General features: G+C 75.0%; 18 protein-coding genes and 1 tRNA gene. 8 read left to right on the plus strand and 11 right to left on the minus strand.

The genetic code is table 11. The features are described from left to right. Positions 1-215: 215 nt before the first annotated feature. The 7 genes from rpmE to argS all read right to left on the minus strand — a co-directional run bounded on the left by rpmE (position 216) and on the right by argS (position 9,824). Positions 216-470, minus strand: a complete 255-nt coding sequence (rpmE, locus tag CCE01nite_RS17280; protein ID WP_034628007.1) for a 50S ribosomal protein L31 — start codon at positions 468-470, stop codon at positions 216-218. Between the two features lie 146 nt (positions 471-616). Continuing rightward, positions 617-2,722: a transcription termination factor Rho gene (gene rho / locus CCE01nite_RS17285; RefSeq protein ID WP_141372745.1), complete on the minus strand. Its 2,106-nt coding sequence runs from the start codon at positions 2,720-2,722 to the stop codon at positions 617-619. A gap of 486 nt (positions 2,723-3,208) precedes the next feature. Further along, positions 3,209-4,162, minus strand: a complete 954-nt coding sequence (gene thrB / locus CCE01nite_RS17290) for a homoserine kinase (RefSeq protein ID WP_034635042.1) — start codon at positions 4,160-4,162, stop codon at positions 3,209-3,211. A gap of 13 nt (positions 4,163-4,175) precedes the next feature. After that, positions 4,176-5,267: a threonine synthase gene (thrC, locus tag CCE01nite_RS17295; protein ID WP_034635043.1), complete on the minus strand. Its 1,092-nt coding sequence runs from the start codon at positions 5,265-5,267 to the stop codon at positions 4,176-4,178. Next, positions 5,267-6,553, minus strand: a complete 1,287-nt coding sequence (locus tag CCE01nite_RS17300; protein ID WP_034635052.1) for a homoserine dehydrogenase — start codon at positions 6,551-6,553, stop codon at positions 5,267-5,269. Before CCE01nite_RS17300 ends, thrC begins: the two co-directional genes overlap by 1 nt. Before the next feature lie 239 nt (positions 6,554-6,792). Then, positions 6,793-8,148, minus strand: a complete 1,356-nt coding sequence (gene lysA, locus CCE01nite_RS17305; RefSeq protein WP_034635045.1) for a diaminopimelate decarboxylase — start codon at positions 8,146-8,148, stop codon at positions 6,793-6,795. After that, entirely contained in the window at positions 8,145-9,824 is a 1,680-nt protein-coding gene (gene argS / locus CCE01nite_RS17310) for an arginine--tRNA ligase (protein WP_034635047.1), read from the minus strand. Before argS ends, lysA begins: the two co-directional genes overlap by 4 nt. A gap of 278 nt (positions 9,825-10,102) precedes the next feature. On the opposite strand from argS, the gene CCE01nite_RS17315 reads away from it, so the two are divergent. The 3 genes from CCE01nite_RS17315 (at position 10,103) to CCE01nite_RS17325 (ending at position 12,082) form a co-directional block, all read left to right on the plus strand. Further along, complete coding sequence (locus CCE01nite_RS17315) at positions 10,103-10,756, plus strand: FadR/GntR family transcriptional regulator (RefSeq protein WP_034635050.1); 654 nt, start codon at positions 10,103-10,105, stop codon at positions 10,754-10,756. A 71-nt stretch (positions 10,757-10,827) separates the two neighbouring features. Beyond that, positions 10,828-10,900 (plus strand) — tRNA-Arg (locus tag CCE01nite_RS17320). A 78-nt stretch (positions 10,901-10,978) separates the two neighbouring features. Continuing rightward, complete coding sequence (locus CCE01nite_RS17325; protein WP_141372746.1) at positions 10,979-12,082, plus strand: DNA glycosylase AlkZ-like family protein; 1,104 nt, start codon at positions 10,979-10,981, stop codon at positions 12,080-12,082. Positions 12,083-12,143: 61 nt separating this feature from the next. Here the strand turns inward: CCE01nite_RS17325 and idi are convergent, their stop codons facing one another. Then, entirely contained in the window at positions 12,144-12,674 is a 531-nt protein-coding gene (gene idi / locus CCE01nite_RS17330) for an isopentenyl-diphosphate Delta-isomerase (protein ID WP_141372747.1), read from the minus strand. 142 nt (positions 12,675-12,816) lie between these two features. On the opposite strand from idi, the gene CCE01nite_RS17335 reads away from it, so the two are divergent. The 5 genes from CCE01nite_RS17335 (at position 12,817) to CCE01nite_RS17355 (ending at position 19,773) form a co-directional block, all read left to right on the plus strand. Continuing rightward, positions 12,817-14,487 (plus strand): cation:proton antiporter, encoded by a 1,671-nt coding sequence (locus CCE01nite_RS17335; protein ID WP_141372748.1) that lies wholly within the window; start codon positions 12,817-12,819, stop codon positions 14,485-14,487. A gap of 294 nt (positions 14,488-14,781) precedes the next feature. Continuing rightward, positions 14,782-17,517 (plus strand): bifunctional acetaldehyde-CoA/alcohol dehydrogenase, encoded by a 2,736-nt coding sequence (adhE, locus tag CCE01nite_RS17340; protein WP_084142950.1) that lies wholly within the window; start codon positions 14,782-14,784, stop codon positions 17,515-17,517. A gap of 197 nt (positions 17,518-17,714) precedes the next feature. Next, on the plus strand, positions 17,715-18,245 hold the full coding sequence (locus tag CCE01nite_RS17345; protein ID WP_034634596.1) for a hypothetical protein: 531 nt from the start codon (positions 17,715-17,717) through the stop codon (positions 18,243-18,245). Between the two features lie 71 nt (positions 18,246-18,316). Further along, positions 18,317-18,442, plus strand: coding sequence for a molybdopterin oxidoreductase (locus tag CCE01nite_RS17350; protein WP_141372749.1), 126 nt, complete (start codon positions 18,317-18,319; stop codon positions 18,440-18,442). A gap of 65 nt (positions 18,443-18,507) precedes the next feature. Beyond that, a complete protein-coding gene (locus CCE01nite_RS17355) occupies positions 18,508-19,773 on the plus strand; it encodes a pyridoxal phosphate-dependent aminotransferase (RefSeq protein ID WP_034634594.1) in 1,266 nt (421 codons plus the stop codon). A gap of 12 nt (positions 19,774-19,785) precedes the next feature. On the opposite strand, the gene CCE01nite_RS17360 is transcribed toward CCE01nite_RS17355, so the two are convergent. The 3 genes from CCE01nite_RS17360 to CCE01nite_RS17370 all read right to left on the minus strand — a co-directional run bounded on the left by CCE01nite_RS17360 (position 19,786) and on the right by CCE01nite_RS17370 (position 23,190). After that, positions 19,786-21,012 carry a multidrug effflux MFS transporter gene (locus CCE01nite_RS17360; protein WP_034634591.1) on the minus strand — a complete coding sequence of 409 codons (1,227 nt, stop codon included), beginning with the start codon at positions 21,010-21,012 and terminating at the stop codon, positions 19,786-19,788. 150 nt (positions 21,013-21,162) lie between these two features. Continuing rightward, on the minus strand, positions 21,163-22,305 hold the full coding sequence (locus tag CCE01nite_RS17365; RefSeq protein WP_084142949.1) for an adenylate/guanylate cyclase domain-containing protein: 1,143 nt from the start codon (positions 22,303-22,305) through the stop codon (positions 21,163-21,165). Between the two features lie 15 nt (positions 22,306-22,320). Beyond that, positions 22,321-23,190: a biotin--[acetyl-CoA-carboxylase] ligase gene (locus CCE01nite_RS17370; protein WP_034634588.1), complete on the minus strand. Its 870-nt coding sequence runs from the start codon at positions 23,188-23,190 to the stop codon at positions 22,321-22,323. Positions 23,191-23,245: the final 55 nt, after the last annotated feature.

Below are 23,245 nucleotides of genomic sequence, written 5' to 3' on the forward strand. Positions count from 1 at the left end.
GTGCGGTGGGGTGGCGTGCGGTGGGGGTGCGGTGCGCTGAGGCGCAGCCGGGTGACGTGCGGTGCGGTGACGTGCGGTGGGGTGGCGGTGCCGGGACGGGCGCGGACGCGCGGGCTGCCGGGCGTCAGGCCCCGGGCAGACGAACAGCGCCGGTGCCCTGCGCGGACACTGCCATGGAGGGCAGTCGTCCGCCGGGCACCGGCGCTGTCAGGTCGCTACTCGGCCGCGGTGTCGGCGGCCGGCTCGGCGGCGGGCGCCGCAGCCGGCTTCTTGCCGTAGCGCGCCTCGAACCGGGCCACGCGGCCACCGGTGTCGAGGATCTTCTGCTTGCCCGTGTAGAACGGGTGGCACGCGCTGCACACGTCGGTGCGGATGTGGCCCGAGGTCTCGGTGGACTTCGTCGTGAACGTGTTGCCACAGGTGCACGTCACCTGGGTCACGACGTACGCGGGGTGGATGTCAGACTTCACAGGGTTCTCCTCGCTGGGTCGTCTCCGGGTCGTGCACGCGAACCGCACACGTGAACCGCAGACCAACAGAACATTGTGCCAGAACACGGCGGGGGCCCGAAACCTTCCCGGACCCGCCGCCGCATCCTCGCGGGGTCGTGCGTGCGTCAGTCGTTGCCCGTGCCGGGCGTCGTCTTCTGCACCTGCATGAGGAACTCCGCGTTCGACCGGGTCTCGCGCAGCTTGCCGAGCAGGAGCTCGATCGCCTGCTGCTGGTCGAGCGCACCCATGACGCGGCGCAGCTTCCACACGATCTTGAGCTCGTCGGGCGCCATGAGGATCTCCTCGCGGCGCGTGCCCGAGGCGTTGACGTCGACCGCGGGGAAGATGCGCTTGTCCGCGAGGTTCCGCGAGAGCCGCAGCTCCATGTTCCCGGTGCCCTTGAACTCCTCGAAGATGACCTCGTCCATCTTGGACCCGGTCTCCACGAGCGCCGAGGCGAGGATCGTGAGCGACCCGCCGTGCTCGATGTTGCGCGCCGCGCCGAAGAACCGCTTGGGCGGGTACAGCGCCGAGGCGTCGACACCACCCGAGAGGATCCGGCCCGACGCGGGCGCCGCGAGGTTGTAGGCGCGCGACAGGCGCGTGAGCGAGTCGAGCAGCACGACGACGTCCTGGCCGAGCTCCACGAGACGCTTGGCCCGCTCGATCGCGAGCTCCGCGACGATCGTGTGGTCCGACGCGGGGCGGTCGAACGTCGAGGCGATGACCTCGCCCTTGACCGTCCGCTCCATGTCCGTGACCTCCTCGGGGCGCTCGTCGACGAGCACGACCATGAGGTGGACCTCGGGGTTGTTCGTGGTGATCGCGTTCGCGATCTGCTGCATGATGATCGTCTTGCCGGCCTTGGGCGGGGAGACGATCAGCCCGCGCTGGCCCTTGCCGATCGGCGCGACGATGTCGATCACGCGCGGCGTGAGCTTGTTCGGCTCGCTCTCGAGGCGCAGGCGCTCCTGCGGGTACAGCGGCGTGAGCTTCGAGAAGTCGGCGCGCTGGCGCGCCTCCTCGGGCGGCAGGCCGTTGACCGAGTCGAGGCGCACGAGCGCGTTGAACTTGGCGCGCGCGGCGCTGCCCTGCGGCAGCTGCTCGCCCTCGCGCGGCTGGCGGACGGCACCAGTGACGGCGTCGCCGCGGCGCAGGCCGGCCTTCTTGACCTGCCCGAGCGAGACGTACACGTCGTTGGGGCCGGGCAGGTAGCCGGTCGTCCGGACGAACGCGTAGCTGTCGAGGATGTCGAGGATCCCGGCGACGGGCAGCAGGACGTCGTCCTCGCTGACCTCGATCTCCTCGTAGCCGGCGAGGTCGCCCTGCGCGCGTCCGCCGCGGCCGCGCTGCGGCTTGGTGCGGTCACGGTCGCGGTAGCGGTCCCGCGAGCGACGGCGACGACCGCCGCGCTCGTCGTCCTCGAGCAGCGCCTGGTTGCCGCCGCCCTGGGCGCCCGCCCCCGGTGCCTGGTCCCGGTCCTGCCGCGGCTGGCCCTCGCGCTGGCCGCCGTCGCGCTGCTGACCGTCCCGCTGCTGGCCGTCGCGCTGCTGACCGTTGCTGCGCTGCTGGCCCTCGCGCTGCTGGCCCTCACGCTGCGGTGCGCCGTCACGCGGGCCGCCGTCCCGCTGGCCGCCCTGCTCGGCGTCGGGGAGCACGACGACCTCGGGGCCGGCCTCGACGCGCGGTGCACCGGCGCCGCGGCCCGACCGGCGCGAACGCCGCTCACCGCCCGCGAGCGGCGCGATCGCCTCGGCGGCGCGCGCGGCGCGCTCGTCCCGGGTCTCCCCCGCGACGCGGGCGTCGAGCGTGCGCTCGACGGCCTCGAGCCGGGCGTCGACCCGGACGGGCACGGCGCCGCCGGTCGTGTCCCGGTCGACGGCCTCGGGCTGCTCGGTGCGGGGGGCGACCTCGCGGCGGGTCGCACGACGACCGCCGGTCCGCTCCGCGCGGGCGGGCTCGGGCGACGTCTCGGGCGTGGCTCCCGCGGTGACCCCCGCGAGCGTCGGCTGCTCGGCAGCCGGCTGCGACTCGGGCGCCGACGTGCGGCCGCCCGAGCGCTTGGTCTTGATGGCGTCCACGAGATCGCTCTTGCGCATCTTGGACGTCCCGGTCACGCCGAGCTCGGCGGCGAGCGCCTGGAGCTCGGGGAGCCGCAGTGCCGAGATCGCGGCGCCGCGGCCCGATCCACCGGTGCTGGTGCTCACGGCGGACTCGATGGTGTCTGTCACGAAGGACCCTTCCCCCTCGTCGGTGGCACGCACCCGGCCTGCGGGTTCGGCCTACGTCCGGTCCTGAGCGGCCGGATCGTTTGCTGGAGCCACACGCGCTGCGTACGACGACGTCTGCGCACGTGGGCTGGATTGCTCCCGGCGGGGCTCGCGGTGCCCGTCGCGCACCCTCGAGGCTGAGGTGTGCGGGTGTGGAGAGACGGGAACGTGGCGGAGCACGAGATCCGGGGAACTCGGTCATCGTACCACCGCGTGTGATATCGCCCGGTCCTGGACACATGTTCACCCGACCGGGTGGCGAGCGGCTCGGTGCGGCTCCACGAGCGGCTCCCGAGCGCCTCCACGAGCGGCTCCGGGGCACCTCCGTGAGCGGCTCGGGGGCCCCTCCGCGAGCGGCTCCGGGCGGCACGACGACCGCACGGGCGAGGGCTCCGGCGGGGCGCGGAGGGGCACCGCCGCCGGGCGGGCACCCGCGCGGGAGAGGGCTCAGCCGACCGGCCAGGCGCCCCCGCCGTCGAGGTCGAGCCCCGGGCGCAGCACGGCCCAGCCGCCCATCACGCCGCCGAACGCGTCGTCGACCACCCCGTCCGCGTCCGTGCCGACAGCCGTTCCCGCGGCGTCCCGACGCACGCGCGCCAGCGCGAGGACCGTCGGCCCGGCGCCCGAGACGACCGCCGCGACCCCGTGCGCCCGCAGCGCGTCGACGAGCGCGAGGCTGTCCGGCATGACGTCGCGACGGTAGGGCTGGTGCAGCCAGTCGCAGGTCGCGGGCAGCAGGAGGTCGGGGCGGCGCGAGAGCGCCTCGACGAGCAGCGCCGCTCGTCCGGCCTGCTGCGCGGCGTCGCGGTGCGGGACGCTCGCGGGCAGCACACCGCGGGCCCGCCGCGTCGACAGCTCGGTCGCCGGGACGACGACGAGCGGGGCGACGTCCGGGTGGAGGCCGAGGCGGACGGCCCGCGGCCGCTCGCCCGTGCCCTCGAGCCACGCGATCGTCGCGCCGCCGAGCAGCGCGGGTGCGGCGTTGTCCGGGTGGCCCTCGAGCTCGGTCGCGAGGCCGAGGACGGTCTCGTCGTCGAGCGCCTCGGGGTCCGCGAGCAGCGCGCGGGCGAGCAGGAGGCCGCCGACCGCCGCGGCCGCCGACGAGCCGAGCCCGCGACCGTGCGGGATGCGGTTGGTGCACGTCAGGTGCAGGCCCGTCTGCGGCGCACCCACGTGGTCGAGCGCGAGCCGCAGCGCCCGGACGACGAGGTGGTCCTCGCCGCGCGGCACCGAGTCGGCGCCCTCGCCGGTCACGTCGACGACGACGCCGGGCGAGCCGAGCGCACGCACCTCGAGGTCGTCGTGCAGCCCGAGCGCGAGCCCGAGCGCGTCGAAGCCCGGGCCGAGGTTCGCGCTCGTCGCCGGGACGCGCGCGCGGACGTGGTGGTGGCCCAGCCGCATGGTCACACCCGGCTCAGGACAGCTCGAGCGCGTCGGCGATCGACACGACGTCCGCGCTGACCCGCACGGGCACGATCTCCGAGCCGTCCGCCGTCTTGAGCGCCCACTGCGGGTCCTTGAGGCCGTGGCCCGTGACCGTCACGACGATGCGCGCGCCCGCGGGGACGCGACCCTGCTCGGCGAGCATGAGGATGCCGGCGACGCCCGCGGCCGAGGCGGGCTCGACGAACACGCCGACCCGGCTCGACAGGATGCGGTGCGCGGCCAGGATCTGCTCGTCGGTCACGGCCTCGATCAGGCCGCGCGAGGTGTCGCGCGCGTCCTCGGCCTGCTGCCACGACGCGGGGTTGCCGATGCGGATCGCGGTCGCGATCGTCTCGGGCTGGTCGACGGGGTGGCCCGCGACGATGGGCGCCGCGCCGGCCGCCTGGAAGCCCCACATCGCCGGGGTCCGCGTCGCGACGGCCCCGTGCTCCTCGCCCGCGTCGAGTCCCGCGTACTCGCGGTAGCCGCGCCAGTACGCCGTGATGTTCCCCGCGTTGCCGACCGGCAGCGCGTGGATGTCGGGCGCGTCGCCCAGCGCGTCGACGACCTCGAACGAGCCGGTCTTCTGGCCCTCGATGCGGTCCGAGTTGACCGAGTTCACGAGCTCGACGGGGTACACCTCGGCGAGCTTGCGGGCTGCGACGAGGCAGTCGTCGAAGTTGCCGTCGACCTGGAGCAGGCGCGCCCCGTGCGCGATGGCCTGGCTCAGCTTGCCCATCGCGATCTTGCCGTCGGGCACGAGCACCGCGCAGAGCATCCCGGCCGCGGTCGCGTACGCCGCGGCCGACGCCGACGTGTTGCCGGTCGACGCGCACACGACCGCCTTGGCGCCTCGCCCGGCCGCCGACGAGATCGCCGTCGTCATGCCGCGGTCCTTGAACGAGCCGGTCGGGTTCATGCCCTCGACCTTGAGGAACACCTCGGCGCCCGTGAGCTCCGACAGGGCCGGCGCGGGGACGAGCGGCGTGCCGCCCTCCCCCAGCGTGACGACCTTGCGCTGCACGTGCTCCGGCAGCCGGTCCGCGTACTCGGCGATGATGCCTCGCCACTGGTGGGCCATCAGACTCCCTCGACTCGCAGCACGGACAGCACCCGGCGGACCGCCTCGTGCCCGGTGATCGCGGCGACCGTGGCCGCGAGCGACTCCTCCGACGCCTCGTGCGTCGTGATGATCAGGCGGGCGAGCCCGTCGCCGCCGTCGGGGCCGAGGGGCGCGGGCGCCTGGCGGACGGCCTCGATCGAGACCCCGTGGTCGGCGAGCAGCGCCGCGACCTGCGCGAGGACGCCCGGGCGGTCCTGCACGTCGAGCCGGACCTGGTAGCGCGTGCGCGCCGACGACGCGGGCAGCACCGGCAGGTCGGCGTAGGACGACTCGACCGGTCCCTTGCCGCCGAGCACGCGGTGGCGGGCGGCCGAGACCACGTCGCCCAGCACCGCGGAGGCCGTGGGGGCCCCGCCGGCACCGCGGCCGTAGAACATGAGCTCGCCCGCGGCCTCGGCCTCGACGAACACCGCGTTGAACGCCCCGCGGACGCCCGCGAGCGGGTGCGCGAGCGGGACGAGCGCCGGGTGCACGCGCACCTGGACGCCCTCGTCACGGCGCTCGGCGATCGCGAGCAGCTTGATGACGTAGCCGGTGCGCTCGGCCCACGCGACGTCGTCCACGGTGATCGCGCTGATGCCCTCGCGGTCCACGTCGTCGATCGACACGCGCGTGTGGAACGCGAGCGAGGCGAGGATCGCGGCCTTCGCGGCGGCGTCGAAGCCCTCGACGTCGGCGGTCGGGTCGGCCTCGGCGTACCCGAGCGCCTGCGCCTCCTTGACGGCCTGGTCGAGGTCGAGGCCCTCGCTCGTCATGCGGTCGAGCACGTAGTTCGTCGTGCCGTTGACGATGCCGAGCACGCGGCGCACACGGTCGCCCGCGAGCGACTCCCGGACGGGGCGCACGATCGGGATCGCCCCGGCGACGGCCGCCTCGAAGTACACGTCGACGCCCGCGGCGTCCGCCGCCGCGTAGAGGGTCGGGCCGTCCTGCGCGAGCAGCGCCTTGTTGGCGGTGACGACGGACGCACCGTGCTCGATCGCGCGCAGCAGCAGCGAGCGCGCGGGCTCGATCCCGCCCACGACCTCGATCACGACGTCGGCGCGCGTGACGAGCTCCTCGGCGTCGGTCGTGAGCAGCTCGGCGTCGACGACGGCGTCGCGCGGCGTCGCCGTGTCGCGGACCGCGATCCCGACGAGCTCGAGCCGGGCGCCCGTGCGCGCGGCGAGGTCGTCGGCCTGCGTCGTCAGGAGGCGCACGACCTCGGTGCCCACGACGCCGCACCCGAGCAGGGCCACGCGCAGGGGCGTCGTGCGGTGGTCTCCGGTGCGCTCGTCGGTCGGGGCGCCTGCCTGCCCGTCGGCTGCTGTCACTGCGTCGGCCTCCGCCTCGGGGCTGCGCCCGCTCGGTCGTTCCTGGGGTCGTGCGTCGGTCTCGTCGGCCGGACGACTGTGCGTCCTGCGCCCGCGGGGCGCGTGGACCACGGCGTCCGGCCGGCCGGGTCACAGGATAGGGGCCCGGCCCGTGGGTGCGGCGGCGGTGCTCAGCCCTGGTCGAGGGCCAGCAGGTCGTCCTCGGTCTCGCGGCGCACGAGCACACGGGTGGCCCCGTCCGTCACGGCGACGACCGGGGGGCGCGGCACGTGGTTGTAGTTCGAGGCCATCGAGCGCCCGTACGCACCCGTCGCCGCGACGGCGAGCAGGTCGCCGGTCCGCACGTCGGCGGGCAGCTGCACCTCGTGGACCACGATGTCGCCGCTCTCGCAGTGCTTGCCGACGACCCGGGCGAGCACGCCGGTCTCGCCGCTCGTCCGGGAGACGACCTCCGCGTGGTACGCCGCGCCGTACAGCGCCGGGCGGATGTTGTCGCTCATGCCGCCGTCGACCGCCACGTACAGGCGGGTGCGGCCGTCGTCGAGCACGACGGGCTTGACGGTGCCGACCGTGTAGAGCGTGCACGTCGTGGGTCCGACGATCGCCCGGCCCGGCTCGATGGACAGGCGCGGCAGCGGCGTCGACAGCTCGGCGCACACCGCGTCGACCGTGGACGCGAGGTCCTTCGCGACGCGGGCCGGGTCGAGCGGGACCTCGCCGGGCACGTACGCGATGCCGTAGCCGCCTCCGAGGTCGACCTCGGGGACGAGGTAGCCGGTGTCGCGCGCGAGCTCGGCACGCAGTGCGAGCACCTTGCGGGCGGCGACCTCGAAGCCCGACGGGTCGAGGATCTGCGAGCCGATGTGCGAGTGGATGCCGAGCAGGTGGAGCTCGGGGCGGTCGAGCACGGCGCGCAGCGCGGTCATCGCGGGGCTCGTGCCGCCGTCCGGGCCGGCGACGAGCGAGAGGCCGAACTTCTGGTCCTCGTGCGCGGTCGAGATGTACTCGTGGCCGCCGGCGTGCACGCCCGTCGTGACGCGCACCATGACCGGGGCCGGGCCGCCGCCGTGCGCACGCGCGGCCTCGGCCACGCGCTCGACCTCGCCGATCGAGTCGACGATGATCCGGCCGACGCCCGCGTCGAGCGCGCGCGCGAGCTCGGAGTCCGACTTGTTGTTGCCGTGCAGCCCGATCTCCGAGCCGGGCAGCCCCGCGCGCAGGGCGACCGCGAGCTCGCCGCCCGTCGCGGTGTCGACGCGCAGCCCCTCCTCGTGCGCCCACCGGGCGACCGCGACCGAGAGGAACGCCTTGCCCGCGTAGTACACGTCGACGCCCGTGCCGAGCGGCTCGAACGCCGCGGCGAACGCGTCCCGGTACGCCCGGGCCCGGGCGCGGAAGTCGGCCTCGTCGAGCACGTACGCGGGGGTCCCGTGCTCCGCCGCGAGCGCGCGCACGTCGACCCCCGCGACCTCGACCGCGCCGTCGGCCGCGCGCGTGACGCCGCTCGACCAGGGCGAGCCGGTCACTTGCGCTCGGGCGCGCTCACGCCCAGGAGCTCGAGGCCGTTCGCGAGGACCTGACGGGTCGCGTCGTTGAGCCACAGGCGCGTGCGGTGCACGTCCGTGACCTCCTCGTCGCCCATCGGCGTGACGCGGCGCAGCTCGTACCACTTCTGGTAGGCGCCGGCGACCTCCTCGAGGTACCGGGCGACGCGGTGCGGCTCGCGGAGCTCCGCGGCCTGGGTCACGACGCGCGGCAGCTGCGCGAGCAGCCCGAGCAGGACCGCGTCGGCCTCGTGGTCGAGCAGCGACGGGTCGAAGCCCGCGGTCCGGTCGACGCCCGAGTCCGCGGCGTTGCGCCCGACGCCCACCGTGCGGGCGTGCGCGTACTGCACGTAGTGCACGGGGTTCTCGTTGGTCGCGCTCGCAAGCAGGTCCAGGTCGATGTCGAGCTGGGAGTTCGCCGCGGAGCGCGCGAGCGCGTACCGGGCGGCGTCGATGCCGACGGCGTCGACGAGGTCGTCGAGCGAGATGATCGTGCCCGCGCGCTTCGACATCCGGACCGGCTCGCCGTCCTTGAGCAGGTTGACCATCTGCCCGATGAGGATCTCGAGGTTCACGCCCGGGGTGTCCCCGAACGCCGCGCACATCGCCATCATGCGGCCGATGTACCCGTGGTGGTCGGCGCCGAGCATGATGATCGCGCGGTCGAAGCCCCGCTCCCGCTTGTCGAGGTAGTACGCCAGGTCGCCCGCGATGTACGCGGCCTCGCCGTCGGACTTGACGATGACGCGGTCCTTGTCGTCACCGAACTCGGTGGTCCGCAGCCACGTCGCGCCGTCGGTCTCGAAGATGTGCCCGAGCTCGCGCAGGCGCTCGATGGCCCGCTCGACCGCGCGCGACTCGTGCAGGGAGTCCTCGTGGAAGTACACGTCGAAGTCGACCCGGAAGTCGTGCAGCTTGGCCTTGATCTCGCCGAACATGCGCTCGACGCCGCGCGCCCGGAACGCCTCGACCGCCTCGGCGTCGGGCAGCGTGCGCGGGTCGGGCTCCCCCGCCGCGAGCGCCTCGGCGACGACCGCCTCGGCGATCTCGGTGATGTACTGCCCGCCGTAGCCGTCCTCGGGGGCCTCCTCGCCGCGCGCACGGGCGACGAGCGAGCGCGCGAACCGGTCGATCTGGGCGCCGTGGTCGTTGAAGTAGTACTCGCGGGTCACGTCCGCGCCGGACGCCTGCAGCACGCGCGCGAGCGAGTCGCCGACGGCCGCCCACCGCACGCCGCCGATGTGCAGCGGCCCGGTCGGGTTGGCCGAGACGAACTCGAGGTTGATCCGCTGGCCCGCGAGCGCCTCCGTGCGCCCGTAGGCGTGGCCCTGCTCGACGATCGCCCGCGCGAGCTCGCCCGCGGCCGCGGCGTCGAGCGTGATGTTGAGGAACCCGGGGCCGGCGACGTCCACCTTCGCGACGCCCGGGTGCTCCGCGAGGCGGCGCGCGAGCTCCTCGGCGAACGCGCGCGGGTTCGTGCCGGCCCGCTTCGCGAGCTGCATCGCGACGTTCGTCGCCCAGTCGCCGTGCTCGCGCTGGCGCGGTCGCTCGACGTGGACCTCGGCGGGGACGAGCGCGGCGTCGAGGGCGAACGTGCCGTCGTCGACCGCGGCCACGAGGGCAGCACGGAGGGCCTGGGAGAGCTCAGCGGGGGTCACCGCTCCAGGGTACCGAGCGCTGCCCGGGCACCCCGACAGGATTCCGCCGGTCGGGCGCGGCCGTCGCCCGGCCCGGCGCACGCTCCCGGTGCGACCGCCCGGCCCGCGGTGGTCGCGCTGCTCCTCGCGCACGGCGCGGCACGGCGTACCGGACGCGCGTCCGGGTACGGAGGTCCCAGGTCCCTGGCGGTCACCGCCGTGCACGGTGTTGACTGCACCGGCACTCGACCTGCGGCGCCGCGCCGCGGCAGGTCGTCACGGACGCGAAGAGGGACGGGATGACACGCCGCACCGGGCTGATCGACAACGCCGTCGACACGCTGCGCCAGCGCATCACGTCGGGCCAGTGGGCCGTCGGGACCCGCATCCCGCCCGAGCCCGCGCTCGCCGAGCTCCTGGGCGTCGGGCGCAACACCGTGCGCGAGGCCGTGCAGTCGCTCGTGCACGCCGGGCTGCTCGCGCGCCGGCAGGGCTCGGGCACCTACGTGCTCTCGACCTCCGAGCTCGCCGTGACGATGGGCCGCCAGATCGCGGACGCCCGTCAGCGCGACGTCGTCGAGGTCCGGCGCAGCCTCGAGGTCGAGGCGGCGCGGCTCGCGGCCCGGCGGCGCACCGGGACCGACGTCACGACGCTCGAGCGGCTCCGGGAGCAGCGCGCCGTCGCCTACGCGGGCGGCGACCTCGACGAGATGGTCAGCACCGACCTCGCGCTGCACCTCGCGATCGCCCGCGCCGCCCGCAACCCGGTGCTGCTCTCGCTGTACGAGAGCCTGATCGACGCGATCAGCGAGAACATCCGGTTCAACTTCGAGCGCCCGGCGCTCGGCGACGCGGGGCACGACGACCTCGTCGCGGCGATCGTCGCGGGCGACGAGGAGACGGCGATGACCGAGGTCGAGACGTACCTGTCGGCGCTGGTCGGACGCGGCTGACCGCGATCGACCGGACCGCCGGCCCGCCGGGGCTGGTAGTGTCGTGCACCGCGCCAGCACGACCGGCGCAGGCCCGCGTAGCTCAGTGGATAGAGCGTCTGCCTCCGGAGCAGAAGGTCGAAGGTTCGAGTCCTTTCGCGGGCACCCCTCCTCGGTGACCGGCCCGTGCGCCGGCGCACGTCGCCCCTCTCCCGCCGCACGGCGCCGCAGTACCGTTGGGCGGTGCTCTCGCTCACGTGGCCGGCCGCGCTCGCGTGGCGCCTGGGACGTCACGGGCTGGACCCCGTCGGCTCGTCGTCGGCCGCGGAGGTCGTCGCGACGCTCGTGGCCGTCGCCGCCCAGCTCGACCCCGCCTCCGCCGAGCTCGGCGTGCGCACGCGGTGCCGCGGCTCCGCCCCGGGCGACGTGGCGCGCGCGCTGGCCGACGGGACGCTCGTCTCCACGTTCGCGTTCCGGGGCGCCGTGCACCTGATGACGCCCGACACGGCCGCGGTGCACCTCGCGCTGCGCGCCGCGAGCCGCATGTGGGAGCGCCCGGGCTGGCAGAGCCACTACGCGCTCGCGCCCGACGACTGGCCGGCGCTGCGGGCGGCCGTGCGCGAGGCACTCGCCGACGGGCCGTTGACCCGCGCCGAGCTCGCGGCGGCCGTCACCGCCGAGGGCCGGTACGCGCACCTCGGCACCGCGTTCACCGACCCGTCCGCGACCTTCCTCAAGCCGTTCGCCTGGCAGGGCGACCTGAGCCTCGGGCCGTCGCGCGACGGCCGCATGACGCTGCAGGGCCTCGCGACCCACCCGGGCTGGCCGGGCCTGCCAGCGCTCGAGGACGCCGGGCCGCGCGCCGTCGAGGCGTACGTGCGCGCGTACGGCCCCGCGTCGGCCGCGAACCTCGCGCACTGGCTGAGCCAGGGGCTGGGCGTGCGGCAGACGCAGCTGCGCGCGTGGGTCGGGGTCTGCGGCGAGCGCCTCACGACGGTCTCGGTCGACGGCGAGGAGCGCTGGGTGCACCGCGACGACCTCGACGGGCTCGCCGCCGCGCGCCCGTCGGACGCGGTGCGCCTCCTGCCGCGGTACGACCAGTGGGTGCTGGGCCCGGGCACCGCGGACGAGCGGGTCGTGCCGCCGGCCGTGCGCGCGCGGGTCAGCCGCGGCGCCGACCTCGTGCTGGTGGGCGGGGTCGTCGCGCGCACCTGGACCGTCGCGGGCGGGACGGTCACGACGTCGTGCGACGCCGACGCGCCCGCGCCCCGTGGGCTCGACGAGGAGGTCGCGCGGCTCGCGGCGATCCTCGGCCGGCCGCTCGACCGGGCGACGGTCGAGCCGTAGCCCCCGCCCCCGGCGGAGCGCGCCGCGGCGGAGCCGGCAGTGCGCGGTCCGCGAGCGCCGGTCAGCCGCGCGCGGGCACCTCGGGCGACGCGAGCTCGAGCACCTGGGCGAACCACGGCGTCGTCTCCCCCGCCGCGACGAGGTCCGCGGCCTCCTCGCGCGTGACCCAGCGCAGGTCCTGCACCTCGTCCGGGTCGGGGGCGAAGCTGCCGTCGAAGCGGGCCACGAGCACGTGGTCGTGCTCACGCTCGACGTGGCCGGAGACGGCGTCGGGCGCGCTGTACTGGAAGGCCCCGACCTCGACGAGCCCCTCGACGTCGACGCCGAGCTCCTCGCGCACGCGCACCCGGGCCGCGTCGGCGAGCGTCGTGCCCGGTGCGGGGTGCCCGCACGTCGAGTTGGACCACAGGCCGGCGAAGCGGCGCTTCACGGCGGCACGCTGCTGCAGCAGGAGCCGGCCCTCGCCGTCCACGAGCTGCACCGAGTACGCGCGGTGCAGGAGCCCCGGGGCGGCGTGCGCCTGGGAGACCAGCGCGACGCCGGACGCCGTCCCGTCAGGGTCGACGAGCTCGACGTGGTCCTGCTCAGCCATGGGTCTCCTGTCCGCGGGTCGACGACCCCTGACGGGCCGCGACGTCCAGTAGCGCATCACGCGCGCGCGGTCGCAAGGCGACCGCGCGCGGGCCGCGGCCCCGACCTAGGCTCGATCGCACGCCGACCGGTCGGGGAGCCGCATGCACCACGTCGAGATCTTCGTCCTCGTCGTCGGGGCCGTCGCCGTGACGGCGGCCTGCCGGCGCTGGGGGTGGCCGTCGCCGCTCGTGCTCGTCGCGGTCGGCCTGGCCGTGTCGTTCGTGCCCGGGGTGCCGCGCTTCGAGGTCGACCCCGACCTCATCCTCGAGCTCGTGCTGCCGCCGCTGCTGTACTCGGCGGCCACCGAGAGCTCCTACCAGGACGTGCGCAGGTACGTCGGGCCGATCCTGCGGCTCGGCGTCGGGCTCGTGCTCGTGAGCGCGTTCGCCGTCGCGCTCGTCGTGTGGCTGCTGGTCGACGACCTGCCGTTCGCCGTCGCGCTCGTGCTCGGCGCCGTCGTCGCGCCGCCGGACGCCGTGGCCGCCGCCGCCGTCGGGCGCCGGCTCGGGCTGCCGCGGCGCGTGATGTCGATGCTCTCGGGCGAGAGCCTGATCAACGACGCGACGTCGCTCACGCTGTACAAGGTCGCGCTCGCCGCCGTCGCGACCGGCACGGCGGCGCTCTCGGGCGGCGCCGGGGTCTTCGCGCTCGCGGTCGTCGTCGGGGTCGCGCTCGGGCTCGCGCTCGGCGTCGTCGTCCACCAGGTCCGGATGCGGCTCGACGACCCCGTCGTGGCGTCGGCCGTCGGGCTGCTGACCCCGTTCGCCGCGTACTGGTCCGCCGAGGCGCTGGGCGGCTCGGGCGTGCTCGCGGTCGTCGCCGCGGGCCTGTACCTCGGGCACACCGCCCCGCGGGCCGGGTTCGCGACGCGGCTGTTCCAGACGCCGCTGTGGTCGACGCTCGTGCTCCCGCTCGAGGCGTTCACGTTCGCGCTCATCGGCCTGCAGCTGCCCTGGCTGATCGACGACGTCCGCCGCTCGCACGAGGGCCTCGCCGGCGCCGCGCTCGTCGCGCTCGCGGTCCTCGGGACGGCGCTGCTCGTGCGCCCGCTCTACGTGCTCGCGACCGGGCACGTGCGCCGCCGCCGCCACGCCGGCACGACGGGCGAGCGGCCCGCCGACCTGCTCACCGCACGCGAGTCGGCCGTGGTCTCGTGGGCCGGCATGCGGGGCGTCGTGACGCTCGCCGCCGCGGCCGCGGTGCCGGCCGAGGTCGACGGCGAGGAGTTCCCGTACCGCGCGTCGCTGCAGCTCGTCGCGTACGCCGTCGCGATCGGGACGCTGCTGCTGCAGGGCCTCACGCTGCCGTGGGTCATCCGGCGCCTCGGCGTCGGCGCGCACGAGGACGCCGCCCACGAGGCCGCGCAGGAGGCGCAGGTGCGCGTCGAGACCGCGGCGGCGGTCCGGGGGGTGCTCGAGCGCCGGACCCCCGAGTGGGCGCGTGAGCTCGGCGGCGAGCAGGCCGCCCGGCTCGTCGAGCGGCTCGTCGGCGCCACGACCGCGCGCGCCCGGGCCGCCGCCGCGATGCTCGACCCCGAGGGCGGGACCCAGCGCGGGGACGACGGCGACGCGGCGCCCGGGCGGCTCGTGCCCGCACCGCTCGCGGGCCGGCGCGGGCAGGAGCTGCGCCGGGACCTCGTGCGGGCGCAGCGGCAGGTGCTCGTCGAGCGGCGCGACGCGGGCGAGCTCGACGAGGCCGTGATGCGCCGCGTGCTGCGCGAGCTCGACCTCGAGGACGAGGCGCTCGCGGCGTCCTGGGTCAACCGGGTCTGATCCCCCGCGGGCGGTCGTCGGCCGCCGCCGGTCGTCGGCGCGGTCGTCGGCGCGGTCGTCGGCGCGGTCGTCGGCGCGGTCGTCGGCGCGGTCGTCGGCGGCCGCCGTCGGCCGCCGTAGGACCCCGGTCCCAGGCGGCGGGCGCCCGCGTCTGCAGGTCCCCCGCACCCGCCCGCGGGCCCCCGGACGATCGGGACCTTCGGCGCAGGGACGGCGCCCGAGCCGCTCCTAGCGTGGGAGTCACGAGGTCGAGGAAGCCCTCACACCACACCGACGAGACGTGGGGAGCACCCCGTGAGCAGCACCACCGAGACCAGCACCGACACCGCCATCGTGACCGCGATCGACGGGCTCGTGGCCGGCGCCACCAAGGCGCTCGCCGAGTACGCCCGGTTCACGCAGGAGGACGTCGACCACCTGGTCAAGAAGGCGTCCGTCGCCGCTCTCGACCAGCACGGCGAGCTCGCGGTCCTCGCGGTCAAGGAGACCGGTCGCGGCGTCTTCGAGGACAAGGCCGTCAAGAACATCTTCGCGTGCGAGCACGTCACGAACTCGATGTCGTCGCTCAAGACGGTCGGCGTGATCAGCCGGGACGAGATCACCGGCATCACCGAGATCGCGGAGCCCGTCGGCGTCATCTGCGGCGTCGTCCCCGTGACCAACCCGACGTCGACCGCGATCTTCAAGTCGCTCATCGCGCTCAAGACGCGCAACCCGATCATCTTCGCGTTCCACCCCGCCGCGCAGGCCTCCTCGGTCGCCGCCGCCCGCGTGGTGCGGGACGCCGCGGTCGCCGCCGGCGCCCCCGAGAACTGCATCCAGTGGGTCGAGACGCCGTCGCTCACCGCGACGAACACGCTCATGAACCACCCCGGTGTCGCGCTGATCCTCGCGACCGGCGGCAACGCGATGGTCCGCGCCGCGTACTCGTGCGGCAAGCCGGCCCTCGGCGTCGGCGCGGGCAACGTCCCCGCGTACATCGAGAAGACCGCGAAGCTCAAGCGGGCGGTCAACGACGTCGTGCTGAGCAAGGCGTTCGACAACGGCATGATCTGCGCCTCGGAGCAGGCCGTCATCATCGACGCCGAGATCTACGACGAGGCCATGGCCGAGTTCAAGGTCCTGCACGCGTACCGCGCGAACAAGAAGGAGAAGGCCCTCCTCGAGAAGTTCATCTTCGGCGTCGAGGCCAAGGGCAAGAACTGCGCCGAGGCCAAGCTCAACGCGCCCGTCGTCGGCCAGTCGCCCCAGTGGATCGCCGAGCAGGCCGGGTTCTCCGTGCCGGCCGACACCTCGATCATCCTCGCCGAGGTCAGCGGCGTCGGCCCCGACGAGCCGCTGACGCGCGAGAAGCTGTGCCCCGTCCTCGCGGTCCTCAAGGCCACGACGACCGAGCAGGGCATCACCTACGCCGAGCAGATGGTCGAGTTCGACGGTCTCGGCCACTCCGCCGCGATCCACACGCGCGACGAGGCCCTCATGGAGGAGTTCGGCACGCGCTGCAAGGCGGTCCGGATCATCACCAACGCGCCGTCCTCGCTCGGCGGCATCGGTGACATCTACAACGCCTTCATCCCCTCGCTGACCCTCGGCTGCGGCTCCTACGGGCGCAACTCGGTCTCGAACAACGTCTCGGCGGTCAACCTCGTGAACATCAAGCGGATCGGCCGGCGCAACAACAACCTGCAGTGGTTCAAGGTCCCCGCGAAGACGTACTTCGAGCCGAACGCGATCCGCTACCTGGCCGACATGCCCGACGTCGAGCGCGTCACCATCGTCACGGACGCGACCATGACGACTCTCGGCTTCGTCGACAAGATCATCGACGTCCTGAACCGCCGGTCGAACAAGGTCGCGCTGCAGATCATCGACCAGGTCGAGCCCGAGCCCAGCGTCCGCACCGTCCAGGCCGGTGCCGCGCAGATGCGCCACTTCCGCCCCGACACGATCATCGCCCTCGGCGGCGGCTCGCCGATGGACGCCGCGAAGGTCATGTGGCTCCTGTACGAGCACCCCGAGATCAACTTCTCGGACCTCAAGCAGAAGTTCTTCGACGTCCGCAAGCGCGCCTTCAAGTTCCCGGTGCTCGGCGAGCTCGCGCAGCTCGTCTGCATCCCGACCACGTCGGGCACGGGCGCCGAGGTCACGCCGTTCGCGGTCATCTCCGACCCCGACGCCGGCAAGAAGTACCCGCTGGCCGACTACGCGCTGACCCCGTCGGTCGCGATCATCGACCCGGTCCTGACCGCGAAGATGCCGCGCTCGCTCGCCGCCGACTCGGGCTTCGACGCCCTGACGCACGCCACCGAGGCGTACGTGTCGGTCTACGCGAACGACTTCACCGACGGCATGGCGCTCCAGGCGATCCGCCTCATCTTCGACAACCTCGCGCAGAGCGTGAACGGCACGCCGGGTGCGCCCGAGACGTCCGACGCGCGGGAGAAGATGCACAACGCCGGGACGATCGCCGGCATGAGCTTCGGGAACGCGTTCCTGGGGATCGTGCACGCGATGGCCCACGTCGTCGGCTCGACGTTCCACCTGGTGCACGGCCGCACGAACGCGACGCTCCTGCCGCACGTGATCCGCTACAACGGCACGGTCCCGACCAAGCTCACGAGCTGGCCGAAGTACGAGCACTACGTCGCCCCGGAGCGCTTCCAGCAGATCGCGGCGATGCTCGGGCTCCCGGCCGAGACCCCGGAGCAGGGCGTCGAGTCCTACGCCCTGGCGGTCGAGGCGCTGCGGTCGAAGGTCGGCATCCCGTCGTCCTTCCAGGCGCAGGGCGTCGACGAGCAGGACTTCCTCGGTCGCCTCGACGAGGTGGCCATGGGGGCCTACGAGGACCAGTGCGCACCCGCGAACCCGCGGATGCCGATGCTGGCCGACATGAAGGACCTGATGACTGCGGCCTACTACGGCACGTCGCTCGCCGACGTCCGGGGCCGCCGCGAGCAGCAGGGTGCGTGTGGTGACGCACCCCAGGAGGCCGTGACCTCGGCCGGGACGGACACGTCCGTCCCCGCCTGACCCCGCTGGGTCCGGCTGCTCGCCGCAGCGCCCCGTCCGCGATCCGCGGGCGGGGCGCCGCCATGCCCGGCGCCCCGCCCCCTCGGCCCACCGGCCGGTCGGGACGGGGCGTCGTGCTGTCCGCGGCGCGGCGCACCGGCGGCGGGGAGGGGACATTCCGGGCACACTGGGGGCCCCCGACCTGTGAGGAGCCACCCGTGCGCACGTCATCCCCCCGCCTCGGCCGCGCCGCCCGTGCCCTGCCCGTCCTGACCCTCGCCGGAGCCCTCGCGCTGACCGGCTGCGCCGAGGCGCAGGAGCTGACGAACCAGGCCGAGACGGCCGTGGACGACGCGAAGGCGGCGATCGACTCGTTCCAGGGCCAGATCGACGCGGCGCACGCGGAGGCGCAGGAGGTCCGCAACGCGATCACCGACGCGCAGGCCGAGGTCGGCAAGCTCGACGAGCAGGCGGGCGCCGTGGTCGGCGGCGCAGTGACCAGCGCGAACTCGGCGGTCGACCAGGCACAGGCCGCGCTCGACGCGGCGTCCGCCGAGGGCGCCGAGGCGTCGCAGGCGACCCAGGAGGAGCTCGCCGCGGCCGAGGCGGCGCTCGCGGACGCCCGCACGCAGGTCCAGTCGGCGATCGACACGACCGACACCAAGGCCGAGGTCTCGCTCGAGACGCTCTCCGCCGAGGTCGAGAAGCTGCGCAACCAGATCGCGGGGGCCGTCGCGACCGACGGGTGAAAAGCTCGCGCAGCGGCTGAACCCGCGGCCCGGTTGTTGTCTCACGCGGCACCGCTGCCGATCTTCAGGGCATGGAGACACAGGAGATGCCGCGCAGCACGCGGCGACGCCACGTCGAGTGGTGGGTCCTGTCGGCGTGGGGCTCGCTCGTGCTCGTCGTCGCCGCCGGGGTCACCGGCGCGGCCGGGATCGGCTGACCCCGACCGACGCGGGCGCGCCGCCCTATCCTCGTCGGGTCGCCCCGACGAGGACAGGAGCACCGATGCCGACCGACGAGGGACGCTGGCGCGCCGTCGCCCGCGCGACCGGGCTGCTCGACGCGGACGGAACCACGCGCGCGACCGTGTTCGCCGAGATGTCGGCGCTCGCCGCCCGCACCGGCGCGCTCAACCTCGGCCAGGGCTTCCCCGACGTCGACGGGCCGCCGTCGGTGGCCCGCGCCGCGCAGGACGCGATCGCGGCGGGCGTCAACCAGTACCCGCCCGGTCCCGGGATCCCCGAGCTGCGCCAGGCGGTCGCCGCGCACCAGGAGCGCCGCTACGGCCTTGTGCTGGACCCGGACCGCGAGGTCCTCGTGACAACGGGCGCGACCGAGGCGCTCGCCGCCGCGGTGCTCGCCCTGGCCGGCCCGGGCGACGAGGTGCTCACGCTCGAGCCGTTCTACGACTCCTACGCCGCGGTGATCGCGCTCGCGGGCGCGACGCACACGACCGCGGCGCTGCGGGCGACGCCCGGCGGGTTCCGGCTCGACGAGGACGCGCTGCGGGGCGCGTTCAGCGACCGGACGCGGCTCGTGCTCGTCAACACCCCGCACAACCCGACGGGCGCGGTGCTCACGCGCGCCGAGCTCGAGGTCGTCGCGCGCCTCGCGACCGAGCACGACGCGCTCGTCGTGACCGACGAGGTGTACGAGCACCTCGTGTTCGACGACGCCGTGCACGTGCCCGTCGCGACGCTGCCCGGCATGGCGGAGCGCACGCTGACGATCTCCTCGGCGGGCAAGACGTTCTCCTTCACCGGCTGGAAGATCGGCTGGGTCAGCGGACCCGCGCACCTCGTCGAGGCGGTCCGGACGGTCAAGCAGTTCCTCACGTACGTCTCGGGCGCGCCGTTCCAGCCGGCGGTCGCCCTCGCGCTCGGGCTCGAGACGGGCGACGGGCCGGACGCCACCTGGGTGCGCGACCTCGCGGCGTCGCTCGCGGCGCGGCGCGACCTGCTGTGCACGGGGCTCGAGGCCGCGGGGTTCGAGGTCGCGCGCCCGCAGGGCACCTACTTCGTGGTCGCGGACGCGGCGGCGCTGCTCGACTCGGGGCGCGCGGGCGCCGACGTGCCCGACGGCGCGACCCTGTGCCGACGGCTGCCCGGGCTCGCGGGGGTCGTCGCGGTGCCCGTGAGCGCGTTCGTGCACGCGGGCTCGGCGGCCGACGCGGCGCTGCGGACGTCGGTGCGGTTCACGTTCGTCAAGCGCGAGCCGGTGCTGCGCGAGGCGGTCGAGCGGCTTACGGCGTGGGGGTCGGCGCGCGGCTGACGCCGGGCGGCGTCAGGTGCCCCAGCCGCCCGCGCGGTAGGCGGGCGTGCCGAACGCGAGCACGACGAGCGCGAGCAGGGCGGAGCCGGCCATCACGGCGGTCATCGCGAACGCGTCCCCGCCGAGCACGCCGACGAGCGGGCTGATCGTCCCCGAGATCCCGGCCTGCGACGAGCCGATGAACGCCGCGGCAGTGCCGGCGATCGCGCCGTGCCGCCCGAGCGCGAGCGCCGAGGCGTTGGGCGGCGTGAAGTTCACGAGCGCGAGCTGGATCCACAGCATCACGAGCAGCACCGGCAGCCCGCCGGCGCCGGTCGCCCCCACGGCGAACAGCCCGAGCGAGAACACCACCGAGACGGGCAGCACGACGCGCAGGATCCGCACGGGCGCGTACCGGCGGACGAGCGCCGCGTTGACCTGCGCACCCGCGACGAGCCCGACCCCGTTGACCGCGAAGAGCAGCGCGAACTGGTGCGAGGAGAGCCCGTAGCCCTCCTGGAGCACGAACGGCGACCCGACGACATAGCTCATGAGCCCCGCGACGGACAGGCCCGGCAGCACCGCGAGCGCGAGGAAGTGCCGGTCGCGCAGCAGCGAGCGGTAGCCCGAGAGCGCCGCGCGCAGCCCGGGTCCGCGGCGGCGCTCGGCGGGGAGGGTCTCGGGCAGGCGGCGCCAGACGACGAACCAGAGCAGCGTGCCGTAGACCGCGAGCGCGACGAAGACCGCACGCCAGCCCCACTCCCCCGCGATGACCCCGCCGACGCTCGGGGCGAACAGCGGCGCGACGCCGATCACGAGCATGAGCCGCGAGAGCAGCCGCGAGGCGTCCGAGCCGACGAAGCGGTCGCGGATCACCGCCATCGCGACGACCGACGCCGACGCGTTGAAGAAGCCCTGGAGCACGCGCAGCGCGATGAGCGGGATGATCCCGGGCGCGACCGCGCACAGCAGCGACGTGATGACGTGCAGCACGATGCCGACGAGCACGGGGGCGCGGCGGCCGAACCGGTCGGACGTGGGGCCGATGACGAGCTGCCCGACGGCGCCGCCGATGAGCATCCCGGTCATCGTGAGCTGCGCCGCGGTCGCCGACGTCCCGAGGTCGCGGGCGACGTCGGGCAGGGACGGCAGGTAGATGTCGGTCGAGATCGCCGGGAGGGCGGTCATCGAGCCGAGGAGCAGGACGTACTTCGCGTTGGGGCGGTACGGGGACGTGGGTTGCGGGCCGCCGGCACTCATCCCCTCGATCGTCCCATCCCGCGCGCGCGGGGGCGAATCGATTCGATGCGCGTCGTGGCGCGGAAGCCGACCACCCGGTCAGGCGAGATCCTGCCCGGTCCGCGCCGGATCTCCCGCGCCCCGGCGGCGGGACAGCGGCCGGGGTGCGGCTCAGCTCAGGCCGTGCGGCAGGTCGCGCGGCGACGGCGGCGCACCCTCGCCCGCGCGCAGCAGGACGGGGCGCACGACCCCGAGCCCCTCGAGCTCGCGCTCGGGCTGCGGCTCCGCGACGAACCGGTCGTCGCCCTCGAGCAGCGCGGCCGTCGCGGGGTCCGTCAGCACGCTCGACGGGTCCGCGATGTCGGTCAGCCGGGCCGCGAGGTTCACGGGCTCACCGAACACGTCCCCGAACCGCGACAGCAGCCGCCCCCACACGAAGCCGACGCGCACCGGAGTCACCCCGCGCGCACCCTCGGCGAGGCCGCCCGCGCCGCGCTCGCGCTCGATGTCGAGCTCGCCGCCCAGCACGCGCGCGAGCCCGAGCGCGACCTCCGCCCCCGTCGCGACGTCGTCGGCCACGAACAGCACCGCGTCCCCGATGGTCTTGACCACGCGCCCGCCGGCCGAGGTCACGACGTCGCGCGCGGCGGTCTCGAAGCGCTGCACGAAGTCCGACAGGTCGGTCGAGCCGAGCCCGGCGGTCCGGCGCGTGAACGAGACCATGTCCGCGAAGCCGACGGCCCGGGCGAGCGGCAGCCCGTCGACGTCCGGCGGCGCGGTGCGCTGCTCGCCGAACTCGGCCGCGAGCCGGCCCGCGACGGCCGCGAGCTGACGGCGCCACGCGTGCACGAGCTGGGCCTCGAGCAGCGGACCGAGCTCGGTGAGCCGGTCGAGCACCAGCAGCCGCGAGGACGTGTCGTCGAGCGCGTACCGCGTCGCGAGGTCCTCGACGAGCGCCTCGACCTGCCACAGCGCGAGCCGGTCGGCGGTGTGCCCGAGCGCGCGCGTGAGCGAGACCGCGGTGCGCAGGCTGACCCCGTGCTCGCGCATGAGCCGGCTCATCCGGTCGAGCGCCTCGGCGTCCTGCTCGGTGAACACGGCGTCGTCGGGCGCGGTGTGCGGGAGGCCGAGGGTCTGCCAGAACAGCCGGATCCGGTCGAGGTCCGAGTCGGTCCGCGTCGCGAGGTCGCGGAGCGTGAGGGTGCGCGGACCCCCCAGCAGGGCCGAGTCGAGAGCGCCGAGCGTCGAGGGGAGGTCGAGGCCGGCGCGACCCGCGGGCTGCGTCTGGTCGGTCAGGTCAGCACCGTCATCCACGCGGTCGAGCGTAGTTCACCGGGCAGCACGGACGTGATGCACGTCACCCGCGAGCACCTGGTGCTCGGTGCCGCCGCCGTCGACCAGCACGAGCGCACCCTCGCGGTCGAGGCGCTGCGCGGTTCCGGTGACCTCGCGCCCGCCCGGGAGCTCGACGCGCACCTGCGTGCCGAGCGTCGCGCACACCGCGGAGACGTCCTCGACGAGGCCCGCGGCGTGCACGTCCCCGCCGTGCTCCGACCAGCGCGCCGTGACCTCCGCGAGGGCGCTGACGAGCGCGACGAGGAGCATCTCGCGGTCGACGTCCCGGCCGCCCGCGAGCGCGAGCGACGTCGCGCTCGGTACCGGGAGCTCCCCGGCGGTCTGCGAGACGTTGATCCCGATGCCGACCACGACCGCCGGTCCGGCGGGCGTCGTGACGAGCTCGGTGAGGATGCCGCCGACCTTGCGCAGCGGACCCCAGCCCGCGAGGTCGGTGCCGTCGGGCGCGGGCACCATGACGTCGTTGGGCCACTTGAGCACCGCGGGCACGCCGACCGTGGCGCGCAGGGCGTTGACCGCGCCCAGGCCCGCGAGCAGCGGGAGCCACCCGTAGGTCGTGATCGGCGCCGCGGGGCGGAGCGCGAAGGAGAGCATGAGCGCCGAGCGCGCGGGCGTCACCCACGTGCGCCCGGCCCGGCCCCGCCCGGAGTCCTGCGCCTCGGCGGCGAGCAGGCTCGGGTGCGGCCACGCGTCGGGGTCGGCGCGCAGCGCGGCGGCGAGGTCGACGTTGGTCGAGCCCGTCCGCTCGACGACGTCGAGCCGCGCGAGGGGCCCGGCGGGGGCCAGCAGGAGCTCGCGGAGCACGTGCTCGCGCAGCGCCGGACGGTCGGGGGCGGTGTCCATGGGGACATCATCCACCGGCCGCCTCGCGCGCGAGCCGGCCGCCTGCTTGTCGGGT

The organism is Cellulomonas cellasea (assembly GCF_006538745.1).
In the GTDB taxonomy this organism is placed as follows: domain Bacteria; phylum Actinomycetota; class Actinomycetes; order Actinomycetales; family Cellulomonadaceae; genus Cellulomonas_A; species Cellulomonas_A cellasea.